The organism is Pseudomonas sp. PGPPP1, from assembly GCF_002255865.1.
GTDB classification, from domain to species: domain Bacteria; phylum Pseudomonadota; class Gammaproteobacteria; order Pseudomonadales; family Pseudomonadaceae; genus Aquipseudomonas; species Aquipseudomonas cremoris.
The window spans coordinates 580,081-599,384 of sequence record NZ_NKIG01000001.1 but is presented as its reverse complement, the minus strand read 5'-3'; the positions used below and the strand labels follow the sequence as shown (position 1 = coordinate 599,384).

Below are 19,304 nucleotides of genomic sequence, written 5' to 3'. Positions count from 1 at the left end.
CCACACTTTTGCCAAGGACAGACAATGATTGCTCAGTACCGCAAGACCCTGCTCGCCAGCTTGCTGGTGGCCGATTCAAGTTGGGCGGCACAGCCCGCCAGTTCCACCGAACCGCAACTGAGCAAAGTCGAGGTGGTCGGCGCTCGCGTGACAGAAGCCAGCGCCGCCATCGGCGAAGACAAGATCAGCAATACCCTGGCGATCTCGCACCAGGCACTGCAATCGGCCCCGGCCGGCACGTCAGGGTTGAAAATGCTCGAAGCGCTGCCGGGCTTCAACGTACAGGTCAACGATGCGTTGGGCTTGTACGAGTTCGGCAACTCGGTGTTTGTGCGCGCGTTCAACCTGCAACAGATCGGGTTTTCCATCGACGGTGTGCCGTTGGGCCGCACCGACCAGTTCGGCGGCAGCCCGATCTATCGCTATGTCGACAACGAAAACACCGAGCGTGTCACCGCCTCAACGGGGGCCGGCGATGTGTCGCAATCGGGTTATGCATCGTTGGGCCCGTACGTGGATTACCAAACCAGCAACCCCACGGTGGAGCCCGGCGTGAGCCTGTCCTACACACTGGGCAGCGACAGCCTGCGGCGCAGTTTCGTCAAGCTGCAAAGTGGCGAGTACCAGGGCCTGTCGGCGTATTTCAGCCGTTCGAAAATCGATGGCGACCTGTGGCGCGGCCCCGGCACCATCGACCGCGAGCACCTGGAAGCCAAGGTGCGCTACCGCTTCGGCGATCGCGATGAGGTGTGGCTGCGCGCAGTGCACAACTCGTTCTATGACTACGACTCGCCCTACGTCAGCATCGCCCAGTACGAGGGCACCGCCAATGACCCATTTGGCCGTTCGGGCCGTTACTTCGCCTACCTTGGCAGCCTGCCGGACCTGCCCGAAACCGTGCCCGGCGTGCGCTACAGCAACACCAACTACAACCAGTACTACAAACAGGCGGTGAACCAGCGGCGCGACACTCTTTACAGCCTGGGCGGCCAATTCGAAATCCGTCCGGACCTGCTCAACTACACCACCCTGTACTACGAGGCCAAGAAAGGCTTTGGTGTATCTCCCGAGGCGTACGCCACCTCGCTGGCGCTGCACAACGCCGAGGGCAACGTGGATGGATTGTTCGCGCCCAAGGGCGTGCAATACGGGCTGTCATCCCTCAGCGGCCATCGTTTTGGCGGGCGTACCGGGCTGCAATGGAACATCGGCCAGCACCAGATCGACACCGGCCTGTGGGCCGAAACCGATGTGTTCAACCGCCAGCAAGGTCGCTACAACCTCACCGATGGCAGCCCGGACGGCACGCCGTTGTTCAACGAGCCGGTGCACCTGCAAGGGGATTTCAGCTCCACGCGCAATTCGCTGCAATACCACCTCAAGGACACCTGGACCCTGCTCGATGACCGCCTGCGCCTGCAGTTCGGGTTCAAGAGCCTGAACCTAAAGTACCGTATCGAGGGTTACCGCAACGCGGGCGACTACATCAACAACCGCGAGCCGCGCATCAGCACCCAGTGGAACGACGCGTTCCTACCTCAGGCCGGGCTGGTCTACAACCTGACCGACGACACCCAAGTGTTTGCCTCCTATTCGGAGAATATGGCCCTGCCCCGTGGCGCCGACGATATCTTCCGCGCCGCCAGCCCCAGCGCGCCGCCACCGGATGCCGAACGGGCGAAGAACTACGAGGTGGGCTACCGCATCAATCGCCCCACCTTCAACGCCTCGTGGGCGATCTACCGCACTGACTTCGACAACCGCCTGCAAGCCTTCGCATCACCGGTGCCGGGCAGCAGCCAAGTGGAAACCTACTACCAGAACGTTGGCAAGGTGCAGGCCTATGGCACCGAGTTGAGCGGGCAGTGGAAGCCGCCGGTGCTAGCGGACAAGATCGTGCTTAACGGCAACCTGACCTATAACAAATCCACGTTCCAGAACGATGCCGCCGGCCTGTCGATCCGCGACAACGACGTGCCCGACAGCCCGCGCTGGCTGGCCCAGGCCGGGGTCACCTATGAGCTGGCGCCGTGGGCGCTGCTGAATTTTTCGGCACGCTACATCGGCGAGCGCTACAGCAACTTCACCAACAGCGAATCGGTGCCCGGCTACACCCTGTACAACGCCTACCTGGACCTGGGTGGCGAGCAGTTGCATTACGGCCCGCTGAAAAACGTGAAGCTGCGCTTCAACATCGACAACCTCTTTGACAAGGACTACCTGGGCTACATCCTCACCAGCACCAGCGGCCCCGCCGTGTTCCGCCCGGGCTCGCCGCGCACCTTCCAAAGCACCTTGAGCATGGAGTTCTGAACATGACCAAGCGCCTGCTGTTACTCGCCCTGCTGCCACTGCTGGCCAACGCCCAAACCACCGTCAGCCCGAACACCCTGGCCTTGCACCAACGCCTGTTGGTACTGGACAGCCACCTCGACACACCGCTCACGTTGACCCGACCCGGCTGGAACATTATCGAGCGCCACGACTATCGCCAGGACGGTAGCCAGGTCGACCTGCCGCGTATGCGCGAAGGCGGCCTGGATGGCGGCTTCTTCGCGGTCTATACCCCACAAGGCCCGCGTACCGAAGAAGGCCGCGCGTACGCCAGCGCTTATGGGTTGGCCACGCTCACGCGCATCCGTGATGTGATCGACCGCAACCCAGACAGCTTCGCCCTCGCCCTTACCGCCGACGATGCCCGGCGCATCGCAGCCCAGGGCAAGCGCGTGGTGTTTATCAGCATGGAAAACGCCGACCCGCTGAGTTCCGACCCGGAACTGCTGAACACCTACTACCGCCAAGGGTTGCGCATGCTCGGCCTGGTGCACTTCATGAACAACGACCTGGCGGATTCCGCCACCGCCCTGCCGGAATGGAAAGGCCTTAGCCCCAAGGGCCGTGACCTGGTGCAACGGGCCAACCGCCTGGGCATCCTGCTGGATGTGTCCCACGCCAGCGACGCGGTGTTCGACCAGATGCTGGCGTTTTCCACCGCACCGATCATCGCGTCCCACTCCAGCAGCCGTGCGGTCAACCCACACCCGCGCAACCTGGACGACAACCGCGTACGCCAATTGGCAGCCAAGGGCGGCGTGATCCAGGTCAACGCCTACAGCGACTACCTGATTCCGCTCAAGCAAAACCCGGAGCGCAACAAAGCCATGGCCGCCCTGGGTGCGCGCTTCCACAACCTGGCCGCGCTGAGCCCGGAGCAGGTCAAGGACCTGTACCAGGAGCGCGACACGATCAACGAGCGCTTCGCCCAACCGAAAGCGGACCTAGATGTGTTCATGAAGCATTTGCTGCACCTGCTGGACGTGGCCGGGCCGGAGCATGTGGGGATCGGGGCGGACTGGGATGGCGGAGGTGGCCTTAGCGACCTGGAGGATGTGAGCCAATTGCCGGTGATTACCCAACGGTTGTTGGATGCTGGGTACACCGAGCAGCAGGTGGGGAATATCTGGAGCGGAAACTTGCTCAGAGTGCTCCAGGCCGCACAGTCCGCAGCTTTGTAAACACAGATTGAAAATGTGGGAGCTGGCTTGCCTGCGATAGCGGTGTGCCAGACAACACAAGTGCTAACTGACCCACCGCTATCGCAGGCAAGCCAGCTCCCACATTTGGATGGCGGCGCCTCAGCTATTGCCAGCCGCCGCCCATCACTTTGTACAGGGTTACCCGGTTACTCTGCTCCGCCAGGCGCAGAGTGATCAGGTCCTGCTCGGCGCTGTACAACGAGCGCTGCGAATCCAGGGCTTCAAGATAGCTCTGCGAGCCGGCGCGATAGAGCGCATCAGACAGCTCGAAGCTCTTTTGACTGGCGTCGGTCAGCGCTTGCTGCGCAGCCAGCCGCTGGTCCAGGGTGCTGCGTACGGCCAAGGCATCCGCCACCTCCTTGAACGCGGTCTGCAGGGTCTGCTGATAGGTCTGCACCTGGATTTCCTTCTCCACCTTGGCCGCATCCAGCGTGGCGCGGTTACTGCCGGCGTCGAAGATCGGCACGCTGATGCTTGGCGCAAAGGTCCATGCACCGCTACCGGCCTTGAACAGACTGGACAACGCAGAACTCGCCGAACCGGCGTTCGCCGTCAAACTGATGCTGGGGAAAAACGCCGCACGGGCCGCGCCGATATCGATATTGGCCGACTTGAGGCTGTGTTCCGCCGCCAGCACGTCGGGACGTCGCTGCAGCAGGCTCGACGGCAACTCAGCCGGGACCTGCACCAGCGCAGCCGCCGATTGCAGGCGGCTGCCTGGCAACAAGGCGTCGGGAATGTCACTGCCCACCAATAGGCGCAAGGCGTTACGGTCCTGGAGGATCTGGCTCTGGTACTCCGCTACGTCGCCCCGTGCCGATTCCACGGTGGTTTGCGCCTGGGCAACGGCCAGCGCCGCTGAACCGCCCAGTGCATGGCTGCGCTGGGTCAGTTCGTAGGTGGCCTGCTGGCTGGCCAGGGTGTCCTCGGCCAATTGCAGGCGCTCGTTGTCAGCGGCCAGGGTCAGCCAGGCGGTGCCCACCTCGGCCACCAGGCTGATTTGCGTGCTGCGCCGGGTTTCGGTCAGTGCAAGGTAGGCTTCCAGCGCCTCGTCCTGCAGGTTCTGCACGCGACCAAACACGTCCACTTCGTAACTGCTCAACCCCAGCTGCGCAGTGTAGTCGTGCGTGGTGCCGCTGCTGGCGGTACGCGCATGGGTGCCGCTGACACCCGCATCAATCGTTGGAAACGCCGCCGCGCGCTGGATGCGGTATTGGGCCTGGGCTTTCTCGATGTTCAGGCTGGCCAGGCGCAGGTCGCGGTTGTTCGCCAGGGCCAGGGTTTGCAATTTGGCCAGGCGGCTGTCCGTGAAGAACTGCTGCCACTGGATATCCGCCGCGACGTCACCGCTGACCGTTGCCTGCCATTCGGTCGGTACGGGGGCCTCGGGCTGCTGGTAATCCGGCGCCAGGTTGATGCAGCCACTCAGGGCCAGTGTGGCCAGGATCGGCCAGTAAAACCTAATCATGCGTCACCTTTCTGCGCGGTTTGGGTCGCTGTACTGGTGCGCCCGAAACGGCGGCGGATCAGCACAAAGAACAACGGTACAAAGAAGATCCCCAACACCGTGGCGCTGAACATGCCGCCCAGCACGCCTGTACCGATGGCGCGGCGCCCTGCGGAACCCGCGCCGCTGCTGAGGGCCAGCGGCAATACGCCAAACATGAACGCCAGGGAGGTCATCAGGATCGGCCGCAGGCGTTGGCGCACGGCAATCAGTGTGGCTTCGCGCAAGCTGTTGCCCTGTTCCTGCAAGTGCTTGGCAAACTCGACGATCAGGATCGCGTTTTTCGCCGCCAGCCCCACGGTGGTCAGCAGCCCCACCTGGAAATACACGTCATTGCTCAGGCCAGTAAAGCGTGTGGCCAAGACCGCCCCAACCACACCCAGCGGCACCACCAGGATCACCGAAAACGGCACCGACCAACTCTCGTACAACGCCGCCAGGCACAGGAATACGAACAGCACCGACACCGCGTACAACAGCGGCGCCTGCGAGCCGGACAGCCGCAATTGGTAGGATTGCCCGGTCCACTCATAACCAATGCCCTGGGGCAGTTGCTTGGCAATCGCTTCAACCACATCCATTGCAACGCCAGAGCTCACCCCTGGCGCAGGGTCGCCCACCACTTCCAATGACGCGCTGCCGTTGTAGCGTTCCAGCAACGGCGAGCCGTAGCTCCACGAACTGCTGGCGAAGGATGAAAACGGCACCATCTCGTCGTTGCTGTTGCGCACAAACCAATGGTCCAGGTCCGCCGCCTGCATGCGCGAGTCGGCTGCGCCCTGTACGTACACCTTCTTCACACGGCCCTGGTTGAGGAAGTCATTCACGTAGCTGCCGCCGAGGGCGGTGGACAAGGTGCTGTTGATGTCGCTGGTGCTGAGGCTCAAGGCACCGGCCTTGCGGTCGTCGATGGTGACTTTCAGCTGCGGCGAATCATCCAGGCCGTTGCTGCGTACGCCAAGCAGGCGTGGGTCCTTTTTTGCCAGCTCGATAAACTGTTCGCGTGCCGCCACCAAGGCGTCATGGCCCAGCCCACCCAGGTCCTTGAGCTGCAGGTCAAACCCCGAGCTTTGCCCCAGGCCACGCACCGCAGGCGGCAGCATGACGAACACATTGGCATCGCCAATACTCGACAGGGCCAAGGTGGCACGCTGGGCAATCGAGGCCGAATCCTGGCCGCTGGCCGTACGTTCACTCCAGTCCTTGAGGCGGATGAACGCACGTCCGGTGTTCTGGCTGTTCCCCCCGATACCCAAACCGCTGATGCTGATCATCGCCTCGACTTCCGGCTGCTTGAGCATGTACCCCTCAAACTGCGCCATGACCGTTTGCGTGCGGCTGTCGGTGGCGCCGACCGGCAATTGAATTTGCGCCATGAGGATGCCCTGGTCTTCATCCGGCAGGAACGAAGTCGGCAAGCTGGCGTAACCGCCCGCCATGGCCAGGACCACCAAGGCGTACACCACCAGGCTGCGTTTGCCACGCTTCAATACGGCCCCGACCAGGCCTTCGTAGCGTGCCGAGCAACGTTCGAAACCACGGTTGAACCAGCCAAAGAAACCGCGCTGCGTGCCATGGGCATCCGTGGGTTTAAGCATCGTTGCGCACAGCGCGGGTGTGAGGGTCATCGCCACCAGCACCGAAAGCACCATGGCCGAAACGATGGTCACGGAAAACTGCCGGTAGATGATGCCGGTGGAACCGCCAAAAAACGCCATCGGGATAAACACCGCACTCAGCACCAGCGCGATACCCACCAGCGCGCTGGTGATTTCGGCCATGGACTTGCGTGTGGCCTCAAGGGCAGACAGCCCCTCTTCGCTCATCACCCGCTCAACGTTCTCAACCACCACGATGGCATCGTCCACCAGCAAGCCGATGGCGAGCACCATGGCGAACATGGTCAGTGTGTTGATGGAATACCCGAACAACGCCAGCACGCCAAAGGTACCGAGCAACACCACCGGCACGGTGATCGCAGGGATGAGCGTGGCCCGCAGGTTCTGCAGGAACAGGAACATGATCAGCACCACCAGCACGATGGCCTCGCCGAGCGACTTGACCACCTCCTCGATGGACAGGCTCACGAACGGCGTGGTGTCGTAGGCAATCACATTGTTGAGCTGCATTTCGGTCGGGTAGTACGGTTCCATCTCCTTGAGCTTGGCCTTGACTGCCTCGCCGACTTTGAGCGCATTCGCGCCCGCCGCCAGTTGCACGCCCATGGCGGCAGCGGGCTTGCCGTTGAGGGCCGAATTTACGTCGTAGCTCTCGCTGCCCAGTTCCACCGTGGCCACATCCCCCAGCAGCACAACAGCACCATCACTGCTGGACTTGACCACCACTTGGCGAAACTCTTCGACGGTCTGCAGCTTGCTGCGCGCAGTGATGGTTGCGTTGAGCTGCTGGCCTTTGGCAGCCGGCAACGCGCCGAGTTGGCCGGCGGACACCTCAGTGTTTTGCGCTTCCAGGGCAGTGCTGACATCCGAAGGCATCAGCGCATACTTTTCCAGTAAGGCCGGGTCGAGCCAGATACGCATGGCATAACCTGAGCCCAAAGTCCTCACCTCGCCGACCCCGTCAATACGGCTGATGGAGTCCAGCAACGTGCTGGAGATGTAGTCACCAATCTGGGTGCCGGTGACGCTGGGATTATCCGAGGCCAGCGCGGCGATCATCAGGAAGTCCGAACCGCCCTTGGTCACTGTCAGGCCTTCACTTTGTACCGACTGCGGCAAGCGTGATTCGGCCTGTTGCAGCTTGTTCTGCACTTGCATTTGCGCGACGTCCGGGTCGGTGCCGGCGCCAAAGGTCAGGTTGATACTGGCGCTGCCCGCCGAGCTGCTGGACGACGACATGTAGGTCAGGTTGTCCAGGCCGGTGAGTGCTTGCTCGATGACCTGGGTCACCGAGTCTTCGACGGTCTTGGCCGAGGCGCCGGTGTAGGTGGCCGAGATGCGCACTGTGGGGGGTGCGATGTCCGGGTACTGCTCAAGCGGCAATTGGCTGATCGACAGCGCGCCGCCAAGCATGATCACGATGGCAATCACCCAGGCAAAAATCGGTCGATCAATAAAGAAACGCGCCATGCTCAACCCTCCTTCGCCAGTGCGCCGCTATCCACGGTCTGGGTTTGCACCTCGGCGCCGACACGCACCTTCTGCCCGCCTTCGACGATCACCTGCTCCCCGGCCTGCAAACCGGCGGTCACCCACCACTGGTTGCCCACAGTACGGTCGACGGTAAGCACACGCTGCTCGACCTTGCCGTCGGCCACCACCAACACCGACGTCACGCCGCTGGCGCTGCGAGTGACGGCTTTTTGCGGGAGGAGGATTGCCTGTTCATCGCGGGCCTGCTCCAGCTCGCCGCGTACGTACATACCCGGCAGCAGCAGGTGTTCGGGGTTGGGAAATACCGCGCGCAAGGTCACAGTACCGGTGCTCTGGTTAACGCTGACACCGCTGAAAGTGAGACGACCTTCGTGGTTGTAGGTGCTGCCATCGTCCAGTTTGAGGCTGATGCGCGCTTCGCCGTCGTCATTGGCCTGCAACACGCCGCTGGCCAGGTCGCGCTTGAGGCCGAGCAGTTCGCTGGTGGATTGAGTCACGTCGACGTAGAGCGGGTCGAGCTGCTGCACGGTGGTCAGCGCCGTGTCCTGGTTGGCCACCACCAGGGCGCCGGGGGTGACAGTGGACGTTTCGATACGCCCGGCGACTGGCGAGCTGATGCGCGTGTAGGCCAGGTTGATGCGTGCGGTGTCAACGTCGGCCTGGGCGACCTGCACGTCTGCGCTGGCGGTCAACAACGTGGCCTCGGAATCCTCATAGGTCTGCTGGCTGATGGCGTCGATCTTTACCAGTTGCGCGTTACGCTTGGCGGTGGTTTGCGCCGATTTCAGGGTGGCGCGGGACTTGCTCAACGTGGCCTCGGCCTGGGCCAGCGCTGCCTTGTAGGGCGCGGCATCCAGTTGGTACAGCGCCTGGCCGACCTTAACCTCGGCACCTTCGACAAACAGGCGCTGCTGCACGATGCCGCCGACCTGAGGGCGAATCTCGGCGACCATGAACGCTTGGGTGCGTCCGGCCAGTTCGGTGGTCAGCACCTGGCTTTTCGGTTGCACTGTCAGCACCGTCACGGTGGGCATGACGGCCTGCGGAGCCGGGTCACCGGCCGAGCAGCCACCGAGCACGGCGAGGATGATCACGCAAAGCAACACCGCGGCGGTTACCAGGTATTTGGCGAAGTATTTGGTCAACATATCTGCCTCTGCAAGACGGGATGGCGCAAGCCTTATCCCAATGCTGCAAGGCAAATGTGCAGGAAAATTGAAGATTACCCGCCTGGGTTGAATCTTTTGCGCCTGGGGGCCTAAATGGTCAGGTCCCTTTTTTACGGCCCCTGTTCATGAAGCTGAGTATTTCCACCAAGTTGTTTGTTGCGGTACTGGCGGGCGTGTTGCTGGTGATCCTCAGCATGGGCATCGCCACCAGTTGGAGTTTTGGCCGGGGGTTCCTGGGCTATATCAATGAACAGGCACTGGAACGCATGGCCCCGGTATTGCCACGCCTGGTCGCCACCTATGAGCGCGAAGGCAGCTGGGAGTATTTTCGCAACCAACCGGATCGCTGGTTCGAAGTGATGCGCCCGGAGCCGGGAGAAAAGCCGTTGATACGGGACTTGAAGACACCGCAGATCTCCGACCTGACCGGTGCGCTGTTTCGTATCGCGCTGCTCGATAAAGACAAGAAACGTGTCACCGGCTACCCCGCCATTGGCGATGACGCCCTGGCGCTGCCCATCGTTGTGGCCGGAGAAACTGTCGGCTGGCTGGCCGTCACCCCCTTCCAGAGCGTGACCGAGGCCGGCGGTGAACGCTTTCAGCAATATCAGTTGCGCACCAGCCTGGTGATGGGTGTGTTCTCGTTGCTGATGGCGATGCTGATTGCCTGGTGGATCGCCCGCACGTTGCTGGAGCCGGTCAAGCGCGTGGCCGCTGCCACCCACCGCTTGGCCAGCGGCGACTACAGCAGCCGCGTCGCGGTGGCGTCCAATGACGAAGTGGGCCAGTTGGCCCGGGACTTCAACCAGTTGGCCTACACGCTGGAGCGCAACGAGAAGATGCGCCGCGAATTCATGGCCGATGTGTCCCATGAACTGCGCACACCGCTGTCGGTGCTGCGGGGTGAGCTGGAGGCGATTGAGGACGGTGTGCGCACCCTGGACCAGGCCTCGATGAAGTCGCTGCAAGGCGAAGTCGGCATGCTCAGCAAGCTGGTGGACGACCTGTATGAGTTGTCCCTGGCAGATATCGGCGCCCTCACCTACCGCAAGGCTCCTTGCGTGCTCGATCAACTGCTGGAAAACACTGTGGCGATGTATCAGGAACGCTTCAACGCGCGGCAGTTGCAGGTCGAACTGGACCTGCCGAGTCAGCCTGTCGAGCTGTTGGCGGATGAAAACCGGCTGCAGCAATTGTTCTCAAACCTGCTGGAAAATACCGTGCGCTACACCGACGTCAACGGAACGCTGCGCATCACCCTCGGGGTGGAACGGGACCAGGTGCGTATCGACTTTCTCGACTCTGGGCCTGGGGTTTCAGCGAACCAACTGCCGAAGTTGTTTGAGCGGTTCTACCGTGGCGAAGCCTCGCGCAACCGTGAAAGTGGTGGTGCGGGGCTGGGCCTGGCGATCTGCCGTAGCATCGCCCTCGCCCACGACGGCAGCCTGGACGCGGCCCACTCGCCGCTGGGTGGCTTGCAGCTGACCCTGCGTTTGCCACGGAGCTTGTAAGCCATGAGCGATGAACGCCCGATTCTGATCGTTGAAGACGAACCCAAGCTCGCTGCACTGATGCACGACTACCTCACTGCGGCCGGCTACCGCACGCTGTGCCTGGACAACGGCCTGCAAGTGGTGCCGGCAGTGCGTGCCCATGACCCCAAGCTGATCCTGCTGGACCTGATGCTGCCGGGTCGCGACGGTATGCAAGTGTGCGAGGACCTGCGGGGTTTCAGCGCCGTGCCGATCATCATGATCACCGCCCGCGTCGAAGAAGTGGACCGCCTGTTGGGCCTGGAACTGGGCGCCGACGACTATATCTGCAAGCCCTTCAGCCCGCGCGAAGTAGTGGCTCGGGTCAAGGCCATCCTGCGCCGCGGCCCGCAACTGCTCGATAGCGCTGCGTCGCGCCTGGTGATCGACGAGGCGCAGTATCTGGCCACGCTCGACGGCATCACCCTGGACCTCACCCCCCTGGAACTGCGCCTGCTCAACACCTTCGCCCGCAGCCCTGGCCGGGTGTTCTCACGTGACCAGCTGCTGGACAACCTCTACTCCGACCACCGCGTGGTCACCGACCGAACGGTGGACAGCCATATCCGCAACCTGCGGCGCAAGCTGGAACAGGCGTGTCCCGGGGAGACCCCGATTGAGTCGTTGTATGGGGTGGGTTACCGCTTCCAATTGTGAGGAAAACCCCAATCAAATGTGGGAGCTGTCGAGCTTTAGCGAGGCTTCGAAGGCGGCGGCAGGGTCGATAGAGATGTTGCCGGGGACACCGCTATCGCAGGCAACCCAGCTCCCACATTTTTGACCGTGTTCATTCACGCCATTGGTGTACTGCTGACCACTCGCAAGGCCAGGCCTTCATACGCATCCAGCGTAATCGTGAATGCTCCCTCTGCCGTCAAATCCCCCTCGACCCGCTCATTGATAATGTCCACCACCAACCCAGCGGCCACATCCGGCAGGTGCAAGGTTTCGGTAATCGGCGTGGCACCGAAATTCAGTGCGGTGATCTGCGTACCTTTGCCGGCCGGCAATTCGTGAACCATGACCAACAACCCCGGATGTTGCACGTCCGGCACCAAAATCTGGCGGCTGGCGGCAATGTCGTAGGCGCGGCGTACGGCGAGGATTTTTTGCAGTTGTGAGGCGAAGGAATCCGGGTCTTGTAGTTGGCTGTTCAGGCTGCCGTATAAGGTTCTGGCACGCGGCATCTGCCCGGCGGACAGTTCGGCGTCGGGGTTAAGGTCCACCAGGTCATAGGCACCACGATGGATCCAGCGCGTATCGCCATCCCCCATCAGGTGCGAGACCTCATCGGCGGCCAGTGGCAGTGCACCCACCAGGTCCCAGCCAGACAGTGCGAACACGCCCGGTTGCATGGCGTTGTACATCACCAGCAGCAGGTGAATCTGGCGAATCTGTTGGATATCCGCCGGGGTAATCGCCTCCAGGTCGCGAATCCCCAGGGCCGCCGTGATGATGCTGGCGGTGGTGCAGGACACCCCATTGGTCACGAACTTGAGGTTATACGGCGCATGCTCGCCGGCCAGGCGCTCGTACATTTGCTCGCGGATGTGCTCGCGCAAAATGTTGCCGGGAAAGGTCTGGCCCTGATACAGGAACGTGTCATTGGCGTGCAACGTCCAGAAATGCACCAACTCCAGGGTGAGTTCATCGTGATTTTGCAACGCGTGGATCAGCGATCCTGGGTCGATGCCCAGGTTATGCATCTGGCGCAGCATCAGCCGCAGGAATTCGGTATCACCCATCAGCAGCGCGTGCTGGTACGCCGGACGGGTGATGAAGTCATAGGACAAATCGGCGCCGCCGTGAGACATGGCGGCAATATCGTCCACCGTGAGGTTCAACTCCTGAAAGCTGAAACCACCCGCCTTGCGGATCGCCCCGCCGATCAACTGGTTGCCGGTGATCGACAGCGGATGGCTCTCCGACCACGCCGTGCCATCGAGCTTGCGCTCCACACCGAGAAAACCATTGGCGTCCAGGCGCAGGATCTTCGCGCCCATCACATCAATGGCGTGTAGCGCATCGCCGATAATCATCTGTTGCGCGGCGAAGGTTGGGTCCAGCCAGTTCAAAGACGGCTGGCCTTCCTTGAAATAATGCAGGTACACCCAGCGTCGTGGCTTGCCGTCCACGCCAACCACAATCGGCGTAGTGCTCCAGTCGGTTTCCTTCACGCCTGGCTCGAAGAAGATCACCCGTTGCAGCTGGCCGACGATGTAGTGCTTGTCACGCAGTGCATCCACCTGCAGCGGGCTGAGGTTTTGCGCATCGCGACCTGCGGCGACGTCCGGCAACAATGGCCAGTCTTCCTCGCGGATTTCCACCATGTGATAAAGGCCCGGGTAATCCTCGTACGCCATCTCGGCCAGGCGGAAATCCGCGCCCTTGCCGGTGTGGGACGGAATCACGTCGTCGATGATCACCGCATTGTGGGCAGCGGCCATGCGCGTCATGGCCTGCAACTGCGCTTCGGTGCCTAGTTCAGGGTCGATCTCGAAGCTGATGCGGTCGAAATTGCCGTCGATGGTGGGGGTATGACGCGTGCCGCTCAGGCCACCGGACTTCTTCAACGGGCCGTTATGAATGCCCTGAATACCGATCTTCGACAGCGCGTGCCAAAGGCTTTCATCCCCCAGGGCTTCCAGTACAGTCCCGCCCTCTCGGGTCACAATCGACGCGGGGTACGCGGTGAACCACACCGACGACAACGCCGTGGCATCCCGTGGCCGGGTTTGCGCGTAGGGCTGCTGCCACAACCGACCCTGGCCCGAATAGAGCTTGGCGCGCTGGCGTGCCGCGTAAAGCATCGATTGTTCTACCAGCCAGTTCACATGGTTGTTTTCAGCCGCCGTCATAAGCCCTGTCCCCGTGGTCGTGAAAAGTTGCTTGTAGACATATGAGGGTCGCAGGGGCCATTCGTTGCATCTCAATGTGGGAACCACCCTCAGTCCCCCGCCACTCAGCTAGCGCATTGCCGGTCCTGCTGTCGACTGGCATGCGCACTCCATATCTGAGCCAAAGGGCGCACCCATGAGCATCTCCCCGTCGTTGCAACCGATATACATACCTCTCTCGAACGATGCCCGAGCCCCCGCCCCTGACCGTTCATCCGCACGCGGCCAGGGCACCTATCAGTTTGTCTCCACGCCAGAGAGTGACCCAAAAAGGCAGCCTGAGTCCGACAACCGCGCCGCCACCGCAAAGGCGGATGGCGACCTGGCCGTCGAGGTCTACAAGGCACTGCTTGACCCGCACAACGACAAACCGCTGCACATTGCGCCGCACTCCACACTGGGTGCGTGGTTCGAACAATTCAAGCGGGCGGTACACAGCCCGGCATTCAAGGCGTGGCGTGAGAGTCAGCGGTTTGACGGGGGTGAAGTCGACTTTCACACGAGCAACAGCCGCATCACCTGGCGCCCGCTTGACCCTGCCAAACAGACCCGGCATAAAGTCAGTGACACGCGACCTGCGCCCTTTGAGCACCAGACCATTCGTAGCAGCTCCGGCGGAGTCGGCATTGAATTTGAATGGCCCTCGTCAATCAAACCTGCAGACAATGAACAGCAATCTCCATTGCTTGACCTGTTCAAGTCGTTCGTCAAACTAATCGACAGCACAGACGCCAATCAGAACAAAGAAATCAAGCTCACCGGCAGTGAAGAGCAACCGGCGATCCTTGGCTTGGTCATGGCCGCCGCAACTGTTATCGACAGCAGTGTGAACCGGGGGTTGTCTGCCGCCGACGCCGACAAGACCACGTTACCTCTGTCGACGGTCTTGGCTTTCTATGGTGTGGACCGCAACGACCCCGACGTCATCGCCGCCCTGGGGCGAGACAAAGCATTCGCACCCATCACTTCCCCGCGTGCTGCTCAGTCGGATAAGGCCCGCGGCACACGCACCCTTCTGACTCATCAGCGACTTGTGGGTGACACCTACGACCGCCAACGCCTGGGCAACCAGCTTCAGCGCCTGATCGGCCGCATGGATGCAGGTCAACTTAGCGAACACGCCCTAGAGCAATCGCTGGAAGACACCCGGATGCCCCTCAGCCCAGGCTCCTCCTACAGCCAGGCGCACCATAGCCCCGCAGGGTCCACCGTCATCCTTGCACAGTTCATCCACGCCACGGGCAGGGCCCTGCCAAGTACCCGTGAAGCGTTGCTCGATCTTCAACAGCAAATGAGCGGTAGTCCGGACATTCTGCTCGCAGACGCAGTGCTCGCCGAGGGCTACAGCCGCGCGGTGCAGCAACAACCGAAACCCTCCATACCGCCGCGTATCGAAGTACCCCCGCACTCGGTGATGGGCACCTGGCTGACGCTTTACCGGTCCCACCTGGAACAACCGGTGGTGTCGCAATGGATGCGTGACCAAGGTATCGACCCGGGAACAGTGGTCATTACCCCGGCAACGGGTGTGCTGTCGGCCAAAGTGAAGGGCCAGGCCAAACAGTTCACCCTGGACGATGACTCCGGCTGGCGCTCCCTTGCCAGCCCGTTGATTGCCGCAGCCAAGGTAATCGCTCCAGGTCCCGCACAACAACTCGCTCGCCCTGTGGGCAACCCTGGGTTCACCGCCACGCCAGATCAGATCGGCGCGTTTTATGCTGAAGCCCCTAACCCCGACGCGGCAAGGCTTGCCACATTGAAGGCTCAGGGCGGATTTGACTTCCCTACCCCCGACACAGCCACGCAACTGACCTCGCGCTCGCTCAAATCCCTTGCGCGGCATGAACACCTTGCAACTGCGCACTACGAAGTGCTGAACAAGGCAGCAGCAGCAAAAGCCGGTGCCAACCGAGAGAAGGAACGCTATATCGAGTTGATGCTCAACACAGGCCAGGCCCTGCCGGTGCTGCGCAATGAGGCAAAAAAGTGGGCAGAAAAACTCATCCTTGAACAAACCGGCCAGACCGTCGACGCGGATAAGATTTTTCTCAACCGCTTCGATGGTACCGCCACATCAGCCCCCACAGTGACCGGCTGGGAGCACACCGAACAGGAACCCTCCTCGTCCCTTGCACTGCCGGACGCACTGTTGAAGAACTTCAACGAAAAGGACCGAGTTCCCGGCGACCTGGACTTGCTTTCGGGCCTGTACACCGTTGGTAAAGGCCATGGCAAAGAGGGTTACGGCGCCCACAATCAGTTTCCCTTGGCGCCCTCCGATTTAATGAAGGCCGCCTTGAACACTGACTTCCAGGCCCAGTTCACACAGCAAATGGAAAGGTTCTGGGAGAACCACAACCTCGACTATCGCGCCACACTCAAAGGCGAATTCGTCAACCAGGCACGCCAACAGCTCAAGGCTTACGAAAGCGCGACGCCTGAAGAGCGGCAAAAAATCCCGATGGAACACAGGCTGACTCGAGATGACTACCGTCACATCCTGTCGGCGGTGGCTGCCAACCTGCCGCTGGATGAAACACAACCACTGACCCTCGACCAATTGAGCGCCAATGCACCCGTCGAAGCGTCCCATGCATCCGTACATGCACTGGTCATCAACGGCGCAATTTCCAGCGATATTCTGCGGTTGAACAAGCTCAAGGGTGGGCAGCAGGTCCTGTATATCCCAGGTCATCAGCCGGCGTTTCTCAGTTTCAATTCCTTCACGCAAATGGACCAGTGGATTGCAGAACAGGGCAAAGACCCCGAAAAGCGCAAAGACTTCGCGTCGCACTTTCGCCTCATCGACCGTCAAGATAACGACAGTTTATGGCGGGATCTCGGCGTGTTCTTCGGCCAAAGTAGGGGGACTGGCAGAGGAGTGGACACGGCCCTGAAAAACATCGGTTCCGGTTACTGGAGCAGTGACGAACATGTGGTTATCGATGATCAGAATATAAAGCTGAGAGGTGATGTATTCAGCGCCATGACCGACAATGCAGAGGAACGTATGACCAGCGACGCGGATGTGATCATCAAGTCCAACAGCGAAGTCACCCGCGATACCTGGCTGAACGACATGACCGCCGCGGCGGGACTGGTGGCCAAGCTTGCGCCGGTTGGAGAACCGCTGGTGCTGGCGGCCGTGGCAGGCACGGGCCTTGCCGAGCTTGCGCTGGGCGCCGAGAAAGCCGCGTCCGGCGATACCTCCACGGAGCGCCAGCAAGGCGTCTCGGCGGCCATTGACGGCGCCGTCAATACGCTGTTTGCCGTCACCGGTACGAGCGAAGGCGTCGCGGAGGATCCTTTCGCACTGCCGTTTGAATCGCCGCCGGCGACTACAGGGATTACCCGCCAACCGGGGAGGCCCACCCTGGCGCTACGTACCGAGACCTTCGCCGACGGTACCCGCGCCCTGACCACCGACGCCCCACTATCGGTGCAGGCCTACACCCTGCCCCGCGCCAACTGCTTCGACGTGATCGACGATGACCGGGTGTATCGCTACGACCCAAAGACACCCGGCGTGATGCGCGACCTGCAAGCCGCGGATGAATACAAGGAGCTGGAACAATTCGAAGCCTATTGCCCTGCCCCCTCTGTCGGCAGGGTCAAGCGTGGTGCCAGTGATACCTGCTTTGTACGCACCGTCAACGAGGTGCAGGGCGAGCTGCAACAGGAGCTGCAAGCCCTTGAGCATGTACGCCTGTACCCTAGCGCCAAGCAACTGCTACGGCGTGATCGCCTCACCGTATTTGAACGGCGCCTTTACAAAGTCAATGGTGAAAAGCTGGTGTCGGTCCCCCGTAAAGAGCCCGTCACCTACAAAAGTGCCATACGCGGGAGCGTGGTCAGCGATAAGAACTTCGGCTTTTACGACGGCGCCAGCAACCCCTTCATTGACACGGAAACGCGCGTGGTCAAGCTTGGCCCCATCAGCGACCTGTGCAACGACAGTCGTGACGTGCGCGGCGTGGTGGTTAACAGCCCGCGCAAGGGTGACGCGACCAAATACCTGGTGATTGAAGCCGACGTGGGGGAGTTCTATTACGCCAAGCTCGACAGCCTGAAACACCCTGACGCTGTATTTTTAAAATGTACGCCCAGGGATTTCGACGTTTCACTCGCCAAAAGCTATCGCAACAAGTTGTACACGCGCCAGACGCCTGCGGGAAAAGCCATGGACAATAAATTCGTGGCCCTGCCCAAACTTGAGGAGGTGTACAAGGACCTGGAAAAGGCCGGCTATGCCAAAACGGATGTCGGCGTGCTTAAAGCCCGGTGTGCCGACATGACCGCCGAACAAAAACGCGAAGTCGCCTACCAGTTGCAACAACGCGGCGCGACCGGCAAGACCGTAATTGCACTGCACCCTGGCGAAGTGCGCACATTGGTCAAGCCCGCCAATTTCAACGAGCTCACACTGGCACAGCAGAACGGGTTCTACGCGGAGCAGGCCCTGCAAGTCGTACATAACGATATGCAGGCAACCGGCCTGGGGCCTGGCAACGTGGTGCGTTCAGCGGCTGACCGCGCGCGGGCAGATGCCGCTATCAGAGTGATCAACTGGCTGCGCGAAACCCGCAACCCCAATGCGCTGGCTTCTGGGAGAACCGTGATAAAGGCCGGCGCCGGTAATTGCGGAGAAATGGCGGCGCTCTCTCGGGAGACGGTCATCAATAGCGGCGGACGTGCCTACGAATGGTACGCCGGCGACAGCCATGCCTTTACCGTCGTCGGTGGCCCTGCGGTAAAACCCACAGGCAGCATCAACTTCACCGAGCCGCAGTGGGCAGACGCATGGGTGGTCGACCCGTGGGCAGGCATCGCTTGCCCGGCGTCCGAATACACCCAGAAGCTGCGGCAAACCATGAACAAATGGGCGGCAGACCGCTGGGTGATTCGAACCAGTACAGACGAAGCCATGCGCCCGACTAACCAGCAATGGCTGGATGCGCTGATTCGTGAGCCGAAAGAACCCTACCCCCATGGCTACAAGGCCGAGCCCAAACCCAAGGCGGCGCCAGTGCCTGTTGTTCCGGCGCTACGGCCGTTACCCCCAGCCGAAACGATCAACGTTTGGATGGGATTCTCCGAAACCGTTGAAGATCCGACCACGATACTCTCAACCCGTAACTTGACCCATTGTTCGGCGCTTGCGGTGCTAACCGACATGAAGGAGGGTGTCTATCAAACACGCACATTGATGCATCTGAACGGGAGCCTGCTGGAAGGCGGCCTGAATGGAAATATCCATTCGCTGCTGGCCAAACTCGACAACGCCTTGGCCAAGGGAGGCAAAGTGGTCTTCGTCGCCGGTGTCGACACCCCATCCAATTTTGGAATGGGCCGCGTTCTGGGCCAGGAGCACAACGGCAAGCAACCGTTTTTGGAGATTCTCAAAAAACCGGGTGTAAACGTGTTCATGGCAAACTCCAGCGGCGTCGATATCCTCCCGGATGGAACGGTAACGTTGGTAAGTGGCATCGGCAGAGGGGTGCTAGACCAAGCAGCGACCAAAGAAGTCCTAGAGGCCGCCACCGACTAATG

Annotated in this window: 9 protein-coding genes; 5 read left to right on the top strand and 4 right to left on the bottom strand. The window is 61.2% G+C overall.

Features of this window, described 5'->3' with window-relative positions; all coding sequences use genetic code 11:
• Positions 1 to 24 precede the first annotated feature (24 nt).
• Positions 25 to 2,313 carry a TonB-dependent receptor gene (locus CFE47_RS02695; RefSeq protein WP_286835383.1) on the top strand — a complete coding sequence of 763 codons (2,289 nt, stop codon included), beginning with the start codon at positions 25 to 27 and terminating at the stop codon, positions 2,311 to 2,313.
• Positions 2,314 to 2,315: 2 nt separating this feature from the next.
• Positions 2,316 to 3,515, top strand: coding sequence for a dipeptidase (locus CFE47_RS02690; RefSeq protein ID WP_286835382.1), 1,200 nt, complete (start codon positions 2,316 to 2,318; stop codon positions 3,513 to 3,515).
• Between the two features lie 124 nt (positions 3,516 to 3,639).
• Here CFE47_RS02690 and CFE47_RS02685 read toward each other — a convergent pair whose 3' ends face one another.
• Genes CFE47_RS02685 through CFE47_RS02675 form a run of 3 tightly spaced genes read right to left on the bottom strand, consistent with a single transcriptional unit; the run spans position 3,640 to position 9,304 of the window.
• Complete coding sequence (locus CFE47_RS02685) at positions 3,640 to 5,004, bottom strand: efflux transporter outer membrane subunit (RefSeq protein WP_286835381.1); 1,365 nt, start codon at positions 5,002 to 5,004, stop codon at positions 3,640 to 3,642.
• Complete coding sequence (locus CFE47_RS02680; protein ID WP_286835380.1) at positions 5,001 to 8,132, bottom strand: efflux RND transporter permease subunit; 3,132 nt, start codon at positions 8,130 to 8,132, stop codon at positions 5,001 to 5,003. Before CFE47_RS02680 ends, CFE47_RS02685 begins: the two co-directional genes overlap by 4 nt.
• A 2-nt stretch (positions 8,133 to 8,134) precedes the next feature.
• Entirely contained in the window at positions 8,135 to 9,304 is a 1,170-nt protein-coding gene (locus tag CFE47_RS02675; protein ID WP_286835379.1) for an efflux RND transporter periplasmic adaptor subunit, read from the bottom strand.
• A 146-nt stretch (positions 9,305 to 9,450) separates the two neighbouring features.
• Between CFE47_RS02675 and CFE47_RS02670 the strand changes: the two genes are divergently transcribed.
• Complete coding sequence (locus CFE47_RS02670; RefSeq protein WP_286835378.1) at positions 9,451 to 10,836, top strand: ATP-binding protein; 1,386 nt, start codon at positions 9,451 to 9,453, stop codon at positions 10,834 to 10,836.
• A 3-nt stretch (positions 10,837 to 10,839) separates the two neighbouring features.
• The gene (locus tag CFE47_RS02665) at positions 10,840 to 11,514 is read left to right on the top strand and encodes a response regulator (protein WP_286835377.1); all 675 of its coding nucleotides are present in this window, start codon (positions 10,840 to 10,842) and stop codon (positions 11,512 to 11,514) included.
• Positions 11,515 to 11,648: 134 nt separating this feature from the next.
• Here CFE47_RS02665 and treS read toward each other — a convergent pair whose 3' ends face one another.
• The gene (gene treS / locus CFE47_RS02660; RefSeq protein ID WP_286835376.1) at positions 11,649 to 13,715 is read right to left on the bottom strand and encodes a maltose alpha-D-glucosyltransferase; all 2,067 of its coding nucleotides are present in this window, start codon (positions 13,713 to 13,715) and stop codon (positions 11,649 to 11,651) included.
• A gap of 175 nt (positions 13,716 to 13,890) precedes the next feature.
• Here treS and CFE47_RS02655 point away from each other — a divergent pair, with 175 nt between their 5' ends.
• Complete coding sequence (locus tag CFE47_RS02655) at positions 13,891 to 19,302, top strand: dermonecrotic toxin domain-containing protein (protein ID WP_286835375.1); 5,412 nt, start codon at positions 13,891 to 13,893, stop codon at positions 19,300 to 19,302.
• Positions 19,303 to 19,304 lie beyond the last annotated feature (2 nt).

Coding starts and splice junctions, on each gene's coding strand:
- CFE47_RS02695 (WP_286835383.1), top strand. CDS start 25: ATGATTGCTCAGTACCGCAAGACCCTGCTCGCCAGCTTGCTGGTGGCC.
- CFE47_RS02690 (WP_286835382.1), top strand. CDS start 2,316: ATGACCAAGCGCCTGCTGTTACTCGCCCTGCTGCCACTGCTGGCCAAC.
- CFE47_RS02685 (WP_286835381.1), bottom strand. CDS start 5,004: ATGATTAGGTTTTACTGGCCGATCCTGGCCACACTGGCCCTGAGTGGC.
- CFE47_RS02680 (WP_286835380.1), bottom strand. CDS start 8,132: ATGGCGCGTTTCTTTATTGATCGACCGATTTTTGCCTGGGTGATTGCC.
- CFE47_RS02675 (WP_286835379.1), bottom strand. CDS start 9,304: ATGTTGACCAAATACTTCGCCAAATACCTGGTAACCGCCGCGGTGTTG.
- CFE47_RS02670 (WP_286835378.1), top strand. CDS start 9,451: ATGAAGCTGAGTATTTCCACCAAGTTGTTTGTTGCGGTACTGGCGGGC.
- CFE47_RS02665 (WP_286835377.1), top strand. CDS start 10,840: ATGAGCGATGAACGCCCGATTCTGATCGTTGAAGACGAACCCAAGCTC.
- treS (WP_286835376.1), bottom strand. CDS start 13,715: ATGACGGCGGCTGAAAACAACCATGTGAACTGGCTGGTAGAACAATCG.
- CFE47_RS02655 (WP_286835375.1), top strand. CDS start 13,891: ATGAGCATCTCCCCGTCGTTGCAACCGATATACATACCTCTCTCGAAC.